16 protein-coding genes are annotated in these 15378 nt (G+C 72.5%); 8 read left to right on the forward strand and 8 right to left on the reverse strand.

What is annotated here, in order from left to right; genetic code table 11:
• Nucleotide 1: 1 nt before the first annotated feature.
• The 3 genes from GTY47_RS05625 to GTY47_RS05635 all read right to left on the reverse strand — a co-directional run bounded on the left by GTY47_RS05625 (nucleotide 2) and on the right by GTY47_RS05635 (nucleotide 2438).
• Complete coding sequence (locus GTY47_RS05625; RefSeq protein WP_010037547.1) at nucleotides 2-694, reverse strand: phosphatase PAP2 family protein; 693 nt, start codon at nucleotides 692-694, stop codon at nucleotides 2-4.
• A 148-nt stretch (nucleotides 695-842) separates the two neighbouring features.
• Nucleotides 843-1778, reverse strand: coding sequence for a M56 family metallopeptidase (locus tag GTY47_RS05630; protein ID WP_010037548.1), 936 nt, complete (start codon nucleotides 1776-1778; stop codon nucleotides 843-845).
• A 99-nt stretch (nucleotides 1779-1877) separates the two neighbouring features.
• A complete protein-coding gene (locus tag GTY47_RS05635; RefSeq protein WP_010037549.1) occupies nucleotides 1878-2438 on the reverse strand; it encodes a DUF5134 domain-containing protein in 561 nt (186 codons plus the stop codon).
• Nucleotides 2439-2605: 167 nt separating this feature from the next.
• Here GTY47_RS05635 and GTY47_RS05640 point away from each other — a divergent pair, with 167 nt between their 5' ends.
• Nucleotides 2606-4270 (forward strand): FUSC family protein, encoded by a 1665-nt coding sequence (locus GTY47_RS05640; protein WP_029181000.1) that lies wholly within the window; start codon nucleotides 2606-2608, stop codon nucleotides 4268-4270.
• On the forward strand, nucleotides 4267-4932 hold the full coding sequence (locus GTY47_RS05645) for a MarR family transcriptional regulator (protein WP_102514917.1): 666 nt from the start codon (nucleotides 4267-4269) through the stop codon (nucleotides 4930-4932). Before GTY47_RS05640 ends, GTY47_RS05645 begins: the two co-directional genes overlap by 4 nt.
• Before the next feature lie 51 nt (nucleotides 4933-4983).
• Here GTY47_RS05645 and GTY47_RS05650 read toward each other — a convergent pair whose 3' ends face one another.
• Both GTY47_RS05650 and GTY47_RS05655 read right to left on the reverse strand, forming a co-directional pair.
• Nucleotides 4984-6036: an aldo/keto reductase gene (locus GTY47_RS05650; protein WP_010037552.1), complete on the reverse strand. Its 1053-nt coding sequence runs from the start codon at nucleotides 6034-6036 to the stop codon at nucleotides 4984-4986.
• A gap of 94 nt (nucleotides 6037-6130) precedes the next feature.
• The gene (locus GTY47_RS05655; protein WP_010037553.1) at nucleotides 6131-6892 is read right to left on the reverse strand and encodes a VOC family protein; all 762 of its coding nucleotides are present in this window, start codon (nucleotides 6890-6892) and stop codon (nucleotides 6131-6133) included.
• 178 nt (nucleotides 6893-7070) lie between these two features.
• On the opposite strand from GTY47_RS05655, the gene GTY47_RS05660 reads away from it, so the two are divergent.
• Nucleotides 7071-8006, forward strand: a complete 936-nt coding sequence (locus GTY47_RS05660; protein WP_010037555.1) for a hypothetical protein — start codon at nucleotides 7071-7073, stop codon at nucleotides 8004-8006.
• Here the strand turns inward: GTY47_RS05660 and GTY47_RS05665 are convergent.
• Nucleotides 7988-8380, reverse strand: coding sequence for a VOC family protein (locus GTY47_RS05665; RefSeq protein ID WP_010037556.1), 393 nt, complete (start codon nucleotides 8378-8380; stop codon nucleotides 7988-7990). The genes GTY47_RS05660 and GTY47_RS05665 overlap by 19 nt on opposite strands.
• A gap of 70 nt (nucleotides 8381-8450) precedes the next feature.
• On the opposite strand from GTY47_RS05665, the gene GTY47_RS05670 reads away from it, so the two are divergent.
• Nucleotides 8451-8990 carry a GNAT family N-acetyltransferase gene (locus GTY47_RS05670; protein WP_010037557.1) on the forward strand — a complete coding sequence of 180 codons (540 nt, stop codon included), beginning with the start codon at nucleotides 8451-8453 and terminating at the stop codon, nucleotides 8988-8990.
• A gap of 32 nt (nucleotides 8991-9022) precedes the next feature.
• Here the strand turns inward: GTY47_RS05670 and GTY47_RS05675 are convergent, their stop codons facing one another.
• Nucleotides 9023-9706 carry a glycerophosphodiester phosphodiesterase family protein gene (locus tag GTY47_RS05675; RefSeq protein ID WP_010037560.1) on the reverse strand — a complete coding sequence of 228 codons (684 nt, stop codon included), beginning with the start codon at nucleotides 9704-9706 and terminating at the stop codon, nucleotides 9023-9025.
• Nucleotides 9707-9955: 249 nt separating this feature from the next.
• Between GTY47_RS05675 and GTY47_RS05680 the strand changes: the two genes are divergently transcribed.
• Genes GTY47_RS05680 through GTY47_RS05690 form a run of 3 tightly spaced genes read left to right on the forward strand, consistent with a single transcriptional unit; the run spans nucleotide 9956 to nucleotide 13211 of the window.
• Nucleotides 9956-11353, forward strand: a complete 1398-nt coding sequence (locus GTY47_RS05680) for a DUF6421 family protein (RefSeq protein ID WP_029181002.1) — start codon at nucleotides 9956-9958, stop codon at nucleotides 11351-11353.
• Between the two features lie 41 nt (nucleotides 11354-11394).
• Complete coding sequence (locus GTY47_RS05685) at nucleotides 11395-12144, forward strand: SDR family oxidoreductase (RefSeq protein WP_010037562.1); 750 nt, start codon at nucleotides 11395-11397, stop codon at nucleotides 12142-12144.
• Nucleotides 12141-13211, forward strand: a complete 1071-nt coding sequence (locus GTY47_RS05690; RefSeq protein ID WP_010037564.1) for a low specificity L-threonine aldolase — start codon at nucleotides 12141-12143, stop codon at nucleotides 13209-13211. The genes GTY47_RS05685 and GTY47_RS05690 overlap by 4 nt, the downstream gene beginning before the upstream one ends.
• A gap of 24 nt (nucleotides 13212-13235) precedes the next feature.
• Here the strand turns inward: GTY47_RS05690 and GTY47_RS05695 are convergent, their stop codons facing one another.
• The gene (locus GTY47_RS05695) at nucleotides 13236-14603 is read right to left on the reverse strand and encodes a hypothetical protein (protein ID WP_010037565.1); all 1368 of its coding nucleotides are present in this window, start codon (nucleotides 14601-14603) and stop codon (nucleotides 13236-13238) included.
• Nucleotides 14604-14777: 174 nt separating this feature from the next.
• Here GTY47_RS05695 and GTY47_RS05700 point away from each other — a divergent pair, with 174 nt between their 5' ends.
• A complete protein-coding gene (locus tag GTY47_RS05700; protein ID WP_010037566.1) occupies nucleotides 14778-15350 on the forward strand; it encodes a transglutaminase domain-containing protein in 573 nt (190 codons plus the stop codon).
• Nucleotides 15351-15378 lie beyond the last annotated feature (28 nt).

A 15378-nucleotide genomic window follows, 5' to 3' on the forward strand; every position in this document is an offset into this window, starting at 1 on the left:
CCTACGAGGCGGTGTCCGGGTGGGTACGCGGCTGCCGGTGCTCGTGCGTCCACACCGCCAGAGCCACCACCAGCGCGCCCAGCAGCCAGCCGCCCACCACGTCCGTCGGCCAGTGGACGCCCAGCCAGACACGGGTGAGTCCGACACCGATCACGGACACGACGGCCACGGTCACGGCCGTACGCCACACGGCACGGCCGACGCCGTGCCGGTGCAGGAGCCACAGGAAGAGGCCGCACACCACCGTGGCGGTCATGGCGTGGCCCGACGGGAAGGCCGAGTAGTGGGCCGAGTCGACGGGGTCGGGCCAGACCGGGCGGGGGCGGTCCACCAGGGCCTTGAGGGCCTGCTGGAACAGCGTGCCCAGCGTGACGGCCAGCGCCAGCCACGCCGCCGTCCAGTGCGCCGCGAGGCGCACCACCAGCCACACGACCACGACCGCGCACAGCGCGCGCATGGTCCACGGGTCCCACACCCAGTCCGTGAGGATGCGGCACGCCTGGGTGATGCCGGATTCCTCGACCGCCCAGCGGTGGGTGGTGGCGGAGATGTCTCCGTCCGCGTTGATCAACGGGCTCCATCTGGCCGCGACGAGGGTCAGCAGCAGAGCGGAGCACAAGGCCAGTACGCCGGCCGACCGGGCGGCGGTGCCGTGCTGCGGGCGGGGCGGGGAGTCGAGGGACCGGGTGTGCATGATGCGATCCTCGCCGAACCGGGGGCTCCGGATCCAGTACGGAGCCGATCTTCGCTACCCGAACCGCACACTCCGGCCATCGGGACGCGATCGTCACGCCTTTGGCATCGGCACGGATTTCACCGGCGCCCCGGACCATGCATTCGGGCTATCCCAGCGCCCGCAGCCCCGGTACGAACGCCACCAGCACCGGCACCACGGGCACCAGGGCGGCAGCCGCCGTCAGCCGCAGCCGGCGTGCCGGGGACAGCCGGTCCGGGGGAGTGAGCAACCGGTGCACCCGCGCCGGGACATGTGCCTGCGGCGTCGGGCAGGGGCCGAACACGCCGCGGTGCTCGTTGAGTTCGACCAGGGCCAGGGCCGTGGTCAGGCGGCCGAAGCGGCGGGACGCCGTGTCGTCGGCGGCGAGTTCGACCAGGCGGTGCATCTCGTCGCGGAACGCGGCGAACACCGGCACCTGCGGAAAGCCGCCCGCCAGCGCGGAGGAGCAGTTCAGCAGCCAGTCGTGCCGCGCCCGCGCGTGCCCCTGCTCATGGGCGAGCACGGCGTCCAGTTGCCGGCCCTTCAGCCGGCGCAACGCGGCCGTGGTGACGACCAGTTGCGGCGGAGCGCCGGGCTGCCACCAGGCGTCGGGCCGCTCGCTCTCCAGGACGACGAGTCGGCCGGACACGGCCACCTCGCCCGGCAGCAGCGGCGCCCTGACCAGCAGATCGGCACGTCGGCGGCGGCGCCGGGCGCGTGCCCCGCCGATCTCGCGGACCAGCATCGCCGCGCTCCACAGCCCGCCGCCGGCCAAAGCCACGGCGGTGGTCGCCGCCCAGGGGCCGGCCGTACCGAGGGCGTAGGCCTCGACGACCGGGCCCGGCGCCGTCGCGAAGACGTGCCCGCCGACCGCGTGCCAGGCGGCTGCCGCGCTGAGCGTCATCGACAGCGCACAGCACACGAGCAGGGCCACCACCACGCACTGCCACACCCACAGCGCCACGACCGGCTCACGATCCGGCCAGTCCGCCCGGGCGAGCAGCCGGGGAGCGGCCACTGCGATCAGGGCGCCGAGCAGCAACAGTGCCGCGGGGAGCATCATGAGGCGCAGCCTACGAGTGAGGCACGGCTCAGGGGTACGACTTGTGGCGCCAAAGTGACGCAGGCAACGGATCCGTACGGCCCGCCGGGACGGTCCTGCTCACAGCGTCAGCAGCATCGCCACCATCGCGATCCCCATGGACAGCCGGCAGGCCCGCGCCAGTTCCGGCCGGTCGCCCCACCCGGCGGACCCGCCTCCCCCGGCCCCGCTGCCCGCCACGGCGGCCACCGGCACCAGCCGGACGCCGGTCAGCAGCACGTACCCGGCGAAGTAGAGCAGCAGCGCACCGGTCAGCAGCGGGACCCCAGATCCCCCCTGACCGTGCGCGTGGGCGGGAGCGCCGGCCATGACGACGGACATGTAGACCATGGCCCCGGCCCCCACCAGGTGGTGGAGGTGGTGCGCGCCGGCCCGCGCCGCCCACAGCGCGGGGACCGCGGCCGCCCCGAACACCACCGCGTAGGCGGGCCAGGCCCACGGCGGCGGAGTGAACACCGCCGCCGGCACCGCCATCGCGGCCATCCCGAAACCCATCAGCGCCTCACCGCCCGCGGTGCTGCGCTGCTCCCCGGCGCTGCCGCGCATCCGCACCAGGCAGTAGGCGCCGGTCACCGCGCAGAGCACCACCAGTAGCCAGCCGGACGAAGCCGGTCCGTGCACGCGCACCCTCCCCGCTCGACGGTCGGTCAGCTCGGCAGTCGGTCCATCGATGCCCGGGCCATGCGGCGCGCACGCAAGCGCAAGGGTGTACACGGGGAGCATTCGAGGGAGCACGCGAGGTGACAGCATGTCTTTTATGAGTAAAACACCTGCTAACCTTGTCTCCTATGAGCAGTGCGACCCCCGTCCCCGTCTCCCCACCTGCCCGGCGTCTCCCGCTGGCGGGCGTGCTGCGCGTCGGCCGTCCCTCGGACATCTGGTTCAAGCCCGCGCTGAGCGTGGTCGCGGCGATCGCCCCTCCCAACCTCACCCTGCTGGCGCTCGGCCGGCTCGACCTGGCGATGTACACGATGGCCGGATCCCTGTGCGCGCTGTACGCGCACAACCGGCCCTACGCCGCCCGGGCCGGAGCCCTGGTGTGGGTGGTGCTCGGCATGCTCGGCGGGCTCGCCGTCGCCCTGGTCGCGGCCTCGCTCACGGGCAGCGCCGTGGTCCTGGTCACCGTCGGCGCTCTGCTGGCCGCCGCGCAGAAGGTGCTGTGCGACGCGACCCGTGTCGGGCCACCCGGCCATGTCGTCCTCACGTTCGTCAGCTCCGCCTCGCTGTTCGTGCCGCAGACCCTCGCCCAGGTCCCCGGCCATCTGGCGTTGGCCGCCGCGACGGGTGTCTGGGCCTGGCTGGTCTGCATGGCCCCCGCGCTGGTCCGCCCGCACGGGCCGGAGCGCCGCGCCACCGCCGCCGCGCTGAAGGCCGCCGCCGCGTACGCCGACACGGGCGGCACCGGCGAGGGCCAGGCCCGGGCCCGCGCCGCGGGCTACGCCGCCGTACAGGCCGCCTGGCAGTCGCTGTCGTCCACCAGCGCCCGTTCCCGCACCCGGCGCGCGCTCGAACGGCTCGTCGTCCGTGCCGAGGTGGCCCTCGCCGCGCCGGCGGAGGCGGACGCCGGCCGTCTGCGGGCGTGGGCCGGCGCGCTGCGCGGTACCGGGCCCGTCCCGCAGGCCGGGCTGCCGCGGGCCGCCGCCGACGAACTGCTCGGTGTCGACACGGCCCGCGGGCTCTGGGCGCGGCTCGGCCCGCTGACTCCGCTCGCCGTACGCACCGCACTCGGCTGCGCGCTCGCCGGCTACGCCTCCCTGGCCCTCGGTATCGGCCGCCCCTACTGGGCCCTGGTCACCGCCGCCTCGCTCTACCAGGCGAACATCGCCCTGACCTGGAGCCGGGCCGTCCAGCGCGTGGTGGGCAACGTCGCCGGAGTGCTCGTCTTCGCGGCCGTCGTGCCGCTCGCGCACCTGGGCCAGGCGGCCCTCGTGGTGTGCTGCCTCGCGTTCAGCTTCGGCGCCGAGCTGCTCATCAGCCGCAACTACTGGCTGGGCAGCGTCTGCGTGACCCCCATGGCCCTGCTCGTCACCGAGTTCGCCGGGTACCGGGAGCCCGGCGAGCTGATGACCGAGCGGCTCGTGGACACGGTCGTCGGCGCCCTGGTCGGCTTCGTCGCCGCAGTGGCCGTCACCAACCGGCGTGCGGGCGACCGCGTCGAGCGCGCCCTCACCGCCGCCGACCGGGCCCGCGAGCGCACCGCCCGCCTCCTGGCCGAGCCGCACCCCGACGCCGCCGCCCTGGGAGCCGCCCGTCGCGGCCTCGCCGTCGCCCTGGCCGATCTGCGCGCCACCGCCGACGCGGCGGCCGGCGAATGGTGGCAGCGCGCCCTGCCCCAGGAGCGGGTCGTACTCGCCGAACAGTCAGGACACCGTACGCTCGCCGCGACGGCACGACGCCAGGGGCTGCTCCCGGACCGGGGCACGGACACGCAGACGGAGGACGCACGGCCATGACGGCGACGGATGGACCATCGCCCAACGGGGGCGGGCCGGGGGACGGCCCGGAGCCGACGACGGGGGCTTACGGGGCCTCTGCGGCCGGAGGGAGCCCGGGCGGTGAGACCCCTGCTGCCGGAGGGGCCCCGATCGGTGCGGACCCCGGCGGTCACCGGCAGGGCGACACCGTCGCCGCCGTCGTCCGGCAGTGGCAGGCCGTTCATCCCGGGCTCGACACCGGGCCGATGGAGATCATCGGGCGGATCAACCGTTGCGCCGCCCTCCTTCAGCAGGCCGAGGACGCGCCGCTGCGCAGGGCGGGGCTCAGCCGGCCCGAGTTCGATCTGCTCGGCGCGCTGCGCCGCACCGGGCACGAGCTGACGCCCGGGGAGCTGGCCCGGGAGACCTTCTCCTCGGGCGCCGCCGTCACCAAGCGCCTCAAGCAGCTGACCGAACGGGGCCTGGTCGAACGCCGCGGCGACACCCGCGACCGCCGTGTCGCCCACCTCCGCCTCACCGACGCCGGACGCGAACTCGTGGACGGCGTCCTGCCCGCCCAGCTCGCCTACGAGACCGCCGCCCTGTCCGGCCTGGACGCCCCCGGGCAGGGCGAACTGGCCGCCCTGCTCGGAGAGTTGCTCGCCCAACTGGAGGGCCGCCTGGGCGCGCTGCGGAGCTGAGCCGTCCACCGGCGGCGGCCGGCTCGGGCCGCAGCAAGCCCGGGCCACGGGTCAGAGCACCTCGTGTGCCGTGCGGCGGTGCGTGGAGCGGCGGTCCTCGATGGCAGGCCAGCGGTCGCCGTAGATGTTCCGGGTGATGGCCGGCTCGCGGACGAAGTCGTGCGGGAAGCCGAGCGGCACCGCGCTCACCTGGTCGAGGCGGGCGAGGGCGTCCGCGTCGAGACGGACGTCGACGCTGCCCAGATTGTCGGCGAGCTGGCTCTCCTTGGTCGCCGCGATGATCGGGACCACGTTGCCCGGCCGGGCCAGCAGCCAGGCCAGCGCCACCTGGGCCGGACTCCAGCCGCCCTGCTCGGCGACCTCCAGGACGGCACTGATCACCGCCTCCTCGCGCGGGTCGACGTCACCGCCCGTGGCGCCCAGCCGTCCCGCCTCGCCCCTGCGGTACTTGCCGGTGAGCTTCCCGGCCGCGAGCGGTGCCCAGGCCAGCACCGCCAGGTCGAAGGCCCGGGCCTGGGGCAGCAGTTCGCGCTCCGGGGTCCGCTCCAGCAGGCTGTAGCGCAGTTGCGAACCGGCGAACGCGGTCCAGCCCCGCAGCTCCGCCAGCGTGTTGGCCTGGGCGATCTCCCAGGCCGGCCAGTCCGAGACACCGACGTACAGCACCTTGCCCGTGCGGACGAGGTCGTCCAGGGCCCGCATGACCTCCTCGACGGGCGTGAAGTTGTCCCGGGCGTGCACCCACAGCACGTCCAGCCGGTCGGTGCGCAGCCGCTGAAGGCTCGCCTCCACCGACTGGACCAGGTTCTTGCGGTGGTTGCCCGCGGCGTTGACGTCGCCGTCGCGGATCCCGCAGGTGTACTTGCTGGCCAGCACGAACGTGTCGCGCCGGCCCTGCAGCAGCTCACCCAGGATCCGTTCCGAGCTGCCGTCGGTGTAGTTGTTGGCGGTGTCGATGAAGTTGCCGCCCGCCTCCGCGTAAGCGTCGACGATCCGGGCGCTGGCCTCCTTGCCGGCGCCCCAGCCCCAGTCGTCGCCGATGGTCATCGCGCCGAGGCTCAGCTCGCTCACGCGCAGACCGGTCTTGCCGAACAGTGTGTAACGCACGGTCTCTTCCCTCCGGGCAGGTCGTCCGCCCGACGCTAGAAGCTGGAGCGCACTTCAGCGCAAACCACGGCCCCGGCGGTCACACACCGTCGCCTCAGCCCTCCTCGCCCGCCCCGTACACGCCGAACATGGCCCCCTGCGGGTCCCGCAGCACCGCGATGCGCCGACCGCCGGGCAGGGAGGTGGGGACCATCAGGACGTCGCCCAGCTGCTGGACGACGGCGGTCGTGGCGTCCACGTCCGCCACGGCGAAGTACGGCAGCCAGTGCGCCGGGACCTCGGGCGGGAACTTGTCGTCCATCGTCACCATGCCGCCGAAGTCCGCCCCGCCGACGCCCCACTGGGTGTACCGCTCCGAGGCCTTGACGGTCCAGCCGAACACCCGGCCGTAGAAGGCCACGGCCTGCTCGGGGCCCCTGGTGTACAGCTCGGCCCAGCCCAGCGAACCGGGCGCGTTGAACAGCCCGGCGCCCGGGAAGGTCCCCGCCTGCCACAGCTGGAACACGGCACCGGTCGGGTCGGCGGCCACCGCGAACCGGCCCGCGTCGAACACGTCCGTCGGGCCGAACAGCACCGTCCCGCCCGCCTCGGTCACTTCACGCACGGCGGCGTCCGCGTCGGTCACCGCGAACGCCACGTTCCACGCGACCGGCTGCGATGGCTGGTACAGCGGGGCGAGCGCGGCGACGGCCGCGTCCCCGAGGTGGGCGACGGTGTAGCCGCCCGCCTCCTGACGCGGGTCCGTCTCGGGCCGCCAGCCGAACAGCCTCGTGTAGAACCGCTGGGCCGCCTCCAGGTCGGTGGTCCCCAGCTCGGTCCAGCAGGGCCCGCCGGTCACCGGTGCGTCGAGCTTCATGGCGTTCCTTCCGCAGGGAGTCCCCGGGCATGAGCCCCTCCAGCACGCTAAGCCGCAGCCCGTCGTCCCTGCCATCCGGGGAAACCCACTGGTGTGCCGCACCGGCCCCGGCATACCCTCGTCCCCGTACCGCACCGCGTGGCGGCCTCCAGCTCCTTCACCTGCCCGGAGGTCTCCCATGCCCGCGCTCGAGGTGCGCCCCTTCCGCCGAGCCGACCGCGACCAGCTGACCGACCTGGTCAACATGCACGTCGCGGCCGTCGTCCCCCGCGTCTCCGTCTCCGTGAACACCGTCCTCAGCGACCTGGAACGGCAGCCCGGAGAATTCATCACCGACCCGTGGGTGGCCGAGCGGACGACGCTCGTGGCCGAGCAGCGCGACTGCGTCGTCGCCGCGGCCCACCTGCTGCGCTACCGGGCCGACGCCGCGGTCGGCGAGTCCTACCGGGACGCCGCGGAGATCAATTGGTTCGTGTGCCGTCCGGCGGCCTCCTTCTGGCCGGACGCCGACCAGGCCGCGGACCTGCTGATGCGTGAGTGCCTGGCCCGGTGCGCCCGCTGGAACGCCCGCGTCCGGTACGCCGACGGCGCGCTGCCCGCCCCCCTCGTCTACGGGCTGCCCCGCAACTGGCCGCACATCCGGGCCGTCTACGAACGCGCGGGCTTCCAGCACGTCGGGGACACCGAGGTCATCCTGATCGCCCGGGTGGCCGACCTGCCGGAGCCCGAGCCCCGGCCGGGCGTCACGATCGAGCGCACGCTGGGGGAGTGCGGCACCCGCTTCACCGCCCGCGCCGGCACCCGCGCCCTCGGCTTCGTCGAGATCGACACGGCCCTGGCCCGCCCGGAACGCCACGCCCGTGCCGCCGGCCTGGCCGACATCGGCAACCTGCACATCGACCCCGCGCAGTACGGCACCGGTCTGGAGCGCCGGCTGCTCGCCGGGGCCGCGGACTGGCTCCGCCTGTGTGGCGTGGACCGGCTCGTCGCCTACGAATCCGCCGCCGACAGCACCATGCTCGACCATCTGACGGGCGCGGGCTTTCGCGAACTGACCCGCACCGACCGGGGCTGGGAGCACCGCCCCGGAGGGCCTCAGATGCCCGGCCGGTAGCGCATCGGGTGGTCCGCCGGGACCTCCACCAGCACGATCGGCGTCCCGTCCGGATCCGCGATCCACATCTCGACCAGCCCCCAGGGCTCCTTCACCGGCGGCCGTACGATCACCACGCCCTTCGCCCGCAGCTCCTCCTGCGCCGCCGCCGCGTCGGCGACCTGGAGCCACAGGCGCGTGACAGGCGCCGGTGGGGTATCGGACCGGCCGGAGACCTCCAGGAAGCCACCGCCGAGGAAATAGACCGTCCCACGGTCCGGCCCCGTACCGAACTCCCGGTACACGGCGAGCCCGAGCTGTTCGCCGTAGAAGGCACGGGACCGCTCGGGGTCGGTGGGACGGAGCAGGATCCGGCTGCTGAGTACATGCACCATGCAGCGGAGCCTAGTGGTGCAGTTACTCTCATCCCTGCCCGAGCGCGCCACCGAACGGAGACGTACGCCCATGGACACCGACGCCACCGGACTGACCTTCCGCGATGCCACGGACGCCGACGTGGACGAGCTGGTCGCATTGATCGAGTCGGCGTACCGGGGCGACGCGAGCCGAGTCGGGTGGACCACCGAGGCGGACATTCTCCAAGGGCAGCGGACCGACCCGGAGGGGGTGCTGGCCGTCATCAAGTCGCCCGACGGCCGGCTGCTGACGGTGGAGCGGGCGGGGCGGATCGTCGCCTGCTGCCAGCTGGAGCACCGGGGTGACCACGCCTACTTCGGGATGTTCGCGGTCAGTCCCCGGCTCCAGGGCGCCGGCCTCGGCAAGGTGATCATCGCGGAGGCGGAGCGGCAGGCCCGCGAGACGTGGGGCGCGACGGAGATGCACATGACCGTGATCTCCGTACGCGAGGACCTCATCGCCTGGTACGAGCGGCGCGGCTACCGCCGTACGGGACGGACGACCCCGTTCCCGTACGGCGACGAGCGCTTCGGCATCCCGCAGCGCGACGACCTGAAGTTCGAGCTGCTGATCAAGGAGCTCGCCTAGGGGACACCCCGTGGCCGGGTCCCCCCTGGCCACTACGCCGTGAAGCGGCCCGTGCGCTTGATGTCCGGGTGGTCGGTGGTCGCGCCGTCCAGGCCGAAGGCGCGGACGAGACGCAGATGGTCCTGCGTGTTGACCACCCAGCCGATGATCCTCAGGTCGGCCTTGCGGGCGCGCTCCACGATCTCCAGGGTGAGCCGGCGGATGTTCAGGCAGACGGTCTCGGCACCGGCCTCGACGGCGCGGTCCACGATGTCGGTGCCGTAGCGGCTGGCGATCAGCGCGGTGCGCACACCCGGCACCAAGGGCTTGATCTCGGCGATCGCCTCGTCGTGGAACGAGGACACCTCCACCCGGTCGGCCAGCCCGCGCCGGTTCATCACCTCGGCCAGCGCCCGCGCCGCCTGCACGTCCTTGATCTCCGCCTGGAGCGGCGCCTGCACGGCCTCCAGGACCTCCTCGAAGACCGGTACCCGCTCGCCCCGGCCCGCGTCCAGGGCCCGCAGCTCGGCGAGGGTCTTCTCGGCGATCGGCCCGCTGCCGTCGGTCGTGCGGTCCACGTCCGTGTCGTGCATCACGACGAGCGCGCCGTCCTTGCTCAAATGCAGATCGAGTTCGATGGCGTCGAGGCCGGCCTCCTGCGCGGCGACGAAGGACCGGAGGGTGTTCTCGGGTTCCACACCCATGACTCCGCGGTGACCGATGGTGAGGAAGTTCAATTCGCGACTCTCTTCCGTCGACAGGCGGCACTGGGGGCCTGACGGCCCCCCTGACCGTATCGCCTGTACCCGCCCTGTGCAGAGGGTGAGGGCATGGTCGGCGCGCGTGCGGGCACAAGCATGGTCGACAGGAAAAAGTGCGGTGAAGGCCGGGGTAGGGCAGGATATTTTCCCGAGGTAGCCCTTGCTGGGAGGAACCTCGTGTGTATACGGTCGGGTTACGCGAGATTCTCCCGTGGAAGGTGGGACATGACGGAAATTCTTGTGCAGGTGGGTTCGGAGGAGCGGGTTCCTCCCGTGGCCAGGGTGGCGGACCACCCGGCATGGCCCGTGCTCAAGGATGCCGTGGAGCGGATCCGGCCATGGCAGTCCAAGGACGGGTCGATCGACTTCGACGCCGACGGCGCGCCCGACCCGGCCGACGCCGAGCTCGCCGTCCGCCAGGTCACGGACGCGGTCCTGGAGCTCTCCCCGCTGCTCCCGCACGACCGCGCCTACCACGAGGCCCTGGCCAAGGACCTGACCCGGTGGGCCGACGGCGGCTTCCAGGTGCCCGACTTCCTCGACTCGCTGCTGGCCTTCCAGCCCGCCGCGAACCGCGCGGACGGCCTCCAGCACCTGGTCGTCTTCCCGATGTACACGCAGAACGGCAATCCGGACCGCAACCTCGAAGCGGTCGTGCTGCGCATGGTCTGGCCGGACTGGCTGGCCGAGCTGGAGCGCACCCGCTACGACAACCCGCTGTTCTGCGGCATCAAGTTCGAGGACTTCACGGCGGGCTACGACACCAACTCCGCCGTGCTCTTCCCCGAGACCATCGCCGTGCGCGAGGCCCCCGAGCGGTTCAGCTGGGGCGGCATCTTCTGCGACCGTGAGGCCGCCCGCTTCCGCCGCGTCACCGACGCCGCCGTCGAGATCCTCGGCCTGGAGCTGCCCGAGGACATCGCCGCGATGGTCCACGACCAGAAGCGCTGCGAGGAGGCGTTCGTCCTGTGGGACATGGTCCACGACCGCACCCACAGCCACGGCGACCTGCCGTTCGACCCGTTCATGATCAAGCAGCGCCAGCCGTTCTGGATGTACGGCCTGGAGGAGCTGCGCTGCGACCTCACCGCCTTCAAGGAGGCCGTGAAGCTGGAGAAGGACGGCGTCCCGCAGGCCCGTGACGTGCAGGTCGCGGTCCTCTTCGACCGTATGTTCCGCTTCCCGGTCACCGGTGAGCGCGTGCGCAACTACGACGGCCTCGGCGGCCAGCTCCTCTTCGCCTACCTGCACAAGCACGACGTCGTCCGCTGGACCGACAACAAGCTGTCCATCGACTGGGAGCGCGCCCCGCAGGTCACCAACGAGCTGTGCGCCGAGATCGAGCAGCTGTACCGCGACGGCATCGACCGCCCCAAGCTCGTCCACTGGTTCGCCGGGTACGAGCTGGTCTCCACCTACCTCGCGCCGCACCCGGGCTCGAAGTGGGCCAAGGGACCCGAGGCGCTGGACGTGACGCAGCCGCCGCGGAAACTCGTCGATGACGTGCTTCCGGACGAGTTTCCGCTGAGCATGTTCTATGAGGCACTGTCCAAGAAGCTGAAGAACGTGATCGCCTCCACCAAGGGCATCACGGCGGACGGCGCCGAGCGGATCGCCGCGTGAGCGATCGGCGAAGCCAGAACACTGCTCAGGAGGCGAAGACCATGGCGGGGAACGGGGCGCTCAGCGGCGCGGTGATCGCGGTGGCCGGAGCGGGCGGGCCCGCGGGCCGGGCCGCGCTGCTCAGGCTGGCCGAGGCGGGGGCCACCGTCATCGGCTCGGACAACGACCCGGAGCGGCTGGCGGAGGCGGTGGACGCGGCGAGCTACGCGACCGGCGGCGCCACCGTCACCGGTGACACGGTCGACCTGCTCGACCTGCGGGCCACCCGCGACTGGGCCACCCGCATCGAGAAGGACTTCGGCCGCGTCGACGGCCTGGTCCATCTCGTCGGCGGCTGGCGCGGCAGCGAGACCTTCACCCGGACCAGCCTCGACGACTGGGACTTCCTGGAGATGCTGCTCGTGCGTACCGTGCAGCACACCTCCCTGGCCTTCCACGAGGCACTCCAGCGCAGCGACCGCGGACGGTACGTGCTGATCAGCGCGGCGGGCGCCAGCAAGCCCACCGCGGGCAACGCCGCGTACGCCGCCGGCAAGGCGGCGGCCGAGGCGTGGACGCTGGCCATGGCCGACTACTTCCGCAAGGCCGGGGGCCCCGAGGGCCCGACCTCGGCGGCTACGATCCTGGTGGTGAAGGCACTGGTGCACGACGCCATGCGCGCCGACCGCCCCAACGCGAAGTTCGCGGGCTTCACCGACGTCAAGGACCTGGCCGAGGCCATCACCGGCATCTGGGAGAAGCCCGCCGCCGAAGTGAACGGAAACCGTCTGTGGCTCACCGAGAAGCCGTGAACCCGCCGAAGACCGACGCCCGTCGCCATCACGACCCCGAGGTCCGCGGTTTCGCCAGCGACAACTACGCCGGCGCCCACCCGGAGGTGCTCGCCGCCCTGGCCCTGGCCAACGGCGGGCACCAGGTCGCGTACGGCGAGGACGCGTACACCGAGAACCTCCAGAGCGTCGTCCGCAGCCACTTCGGGGCCACCGCCGAGGCGTTCCCGGTCTTCAACGGCACCGGCGCCAACGTCGTCGCCCTCCAGGCGGTCACCGACCGCTGGGGCGCGGTGATCTGCGCCGAGAGCGCGCACATCAACGTCGACGAGTGCGGGGCGCCCGAGCGGGTCGGCGGCCTGAAGCTGCTCACCGTGCCCACGCCCGACGGCAAACTCACGCCCGAGCTGATCGACCGGCAGGCGTACGGCTGGGACGACGAGCACCGCGCGATGCCCCAGGTCGTCTCCATCGCCCAGGCCACCGAGCTGGGCACGGTCTACACGCCGGACGAGATACGCGCCCTGTGCGAGCACGCCCACGCACACGGTATGAAGGTGCACCTGGACGGCTCCCGGCTGGCCAACGCCGCCGCCACCCTGGACGTCCCGATGCGCACGCTCACCAACGCCGCCGGCGTCGACATCCTCTCCCTGGGCGGCACGAAGAACGGCGCCCTGTTCGGCGAGGCGGTCGTGGTCCTGAACCAGGACGCCGTCAGCCACATGAAGCACCTGCGCAAGCTGTCCATGCAGCTCGCCTCCAAGATGCGCTTCGTCTCGGTGCAGTTGGAGGCCCTGCTCGCCCGGGACCTGTGGCTGCGCAACGCCCGCCGCTCCAACGAGATGGCCCAGCGCCTCGCCGAGGGCGTACGTGCCGTGCACGGCGTGGAGATCCTCTACCCGGTGCAGGCCAACGCGGTGTTCGCCCGCCTGCCGCACGACGTGAGCGAGCGCCTCCAGAAGCGGTTCCGGTTCTACTTCTGGGACGAGGCCGCCGGCGTCGTCCGCTGGATGTGCGCCTTCGACACGACCGAGGAGGACGTGGACGCGTTCGTGGCGGCACTGAAGGAGGAGATGGCCCGCTGAGACCGTCTCCTCCCGAGCACCGCGTCAGTTGACGACGATCCGCGCGCTGTTGTTGCGCAGGTTCGGGTCGAACTCCCTGATGCTCAGCTCTGGGTCGTCGTTGAGCGTGGCGACGGTGGTGTGCGCGCCGCGCACCACGCGGTCGATCCGCAGCGGGATCTCGAACGTGTACGACGCCTTGTCGTGCAGGTATATAGGCGTCCGGCAGAAGTGGGTGGTGGGGGACGTCCCGTCCTCCGCCGTCCAGCAGTCCTCCTCCGGCAGGGGGCCGACCGTGGTGCCCTCCGGCGCCCGGAACCGCACCGTCGCCACGGCGGCGCCCGCGCCCAGCGACGCCACCCAGGCCGGACCGCGGTTGAGCACGGTGACACGGGCGGTCACGGTGTCACCGGCGGCCCCGCCCACCCTGCTGCCGCCGAGTTTCAGGTCGGCGGTGTTCCGGGCGTTGAGCATGACGGCCCGGTAGTTGTCCTGTGGGTCGAGGTCGGGGTCCGCCGCCGCGGCCCGGGCGGCGGCCAGGGGACGCAGGTCCAGCTCGGCGCCCGTGCCCCGGGTCCACGTCCAGTCGCCGCGCATCTCCTCCAGCGCCTCGTCGGAGTACGGGTGGACGGAGTGGTCGAACCGCTCGTACAGCGCATTCCGGCCCACGCCGAGACCGGTGTTCAGCGCGTATCGCTGCCCGGGTGCCACCGCCTCGTCCAGCACGCACAGAGCGGACGTACCGGTCTCGTGCGCCCGGTACTCGCAGTTGGCGTGCCGCTGTTCGAAACGCAGCCCGTACGAGGCGTCGAGCCACAGCAGCGTGCGGTCCGCGGTGCGGTTGCCGCTGTTGGACAGCGTCGCCCGCACGCTCGTCCTCGAGCCGGGCCTGAGGCCGTGCTGGTCGTCGGCCTGGCTGAGCCCGAGGTCCGGCCCGTTGCCCACGCCGACCCGTGTCTCTGCCGGGTGGGACGTCGCCTCTCCGGCGACGGCCGAGTAGCGCACGTACCCCGAGGCGCCGACGTCCGCTCCGGGCAGCGCGCGCAGCCCGAACGTGGCGGCCGGCACGCTCTCCGTCCCGGCGGGCATCTCGGGGACGTCGCAGACCGCCTTGACCTCCGACTCCGGCTCGCAGTTCGCCGGCCACGACACCCGCGCGAAAGAGGCGATCTCGCCGACGTCGACGGTCAGTCGCCCCGCAGGCACCCTGTCATCGGCCACGTCACGGCTGACCCGCACGGCCAGGCTGCGCTCGGGCGCGCCGCCGTCCGCGTCCGCGCCCGGCAGTACCGTCTCGTACGGCGCACTGATCCACAGCTGGTTCTCCTGGGCGTACGCGGGCCCGGCCCCGACTCCGGCCGCCAGGGCGCAGCTCACGAGTGCGGCGCCGAGCAGGCGCTGTGGGTCCTTCATGTCTTCCCCCTTGTCACGGACCTGCTGAGGCCGAGACCCGTGGCGCGGGGGAAGGGTTGCGGCGGGGCGAGTGGTTGCGGCGGTGTTCAGCCGTTCTTGCCAGTGATGCATGTTTATGCAGTAAACGGAAAATATATTGACCTGGTGGCGATCTCGTCCCTATGCTCTGCGTGCATGCAGCTGATCCAGGAAACCCCCGATCTCTCCGCCTACTTGGCCGCTGACGAGGCGATAGACCATCATCATCCGCTGGTGCGCGAGACAGCGGCCACGTTGGCCAGGGGTGTGGCGAACTCGTATGAGTATGCGCGGGATGCGTTCGAGTTCGTGCGCGACACCATCCCGCACTCGCAGGATGCGGGGGACCTCCGCGTCACCTGGCGCGCCTCCGATGTCCTGGAACAGCGCACCGGCATCTGTTATGCCAAGGCCCACGCGCTCGCGGCGCTGCTGCGGGCCGAGGACATCCCGACCGCGTTGTGCTACCAGAAGTTCGATGTCGTGCACGGTCTGGTCGCCGTGCGGTTCAACGGCGCGTGGCACCGGCAGGACCCCCGGGGCAACAAGCCGGGAGTGGACGCGCGGTTCTCCCTCGACGGTGAGCGGCTCGCCTTCACGCCCGACCCCGAACTCGGCGAGACGGACTGTCCGGTCCTGTACGCCGCGCCTCACCCGGTCGTACTCGACACCCTCAAGTCGGCCGGCGACCGGCCTCACCTGTGGAGGACACTCCCCACCGCGCTCTGAGGCGGGACCGGAGCCCGGGCCGGCCGTG

The organism is Streptomyces sp. SID5464, from assembly GCF_009862985.1.
GTDB classification, from domain to species: domain Bacteria; phylum Actinomycetota; class Actinomycetes; order Streptomycetales; family Streptomycetaceae; genus Streptomyces; species Streptomyces chartreusis_D.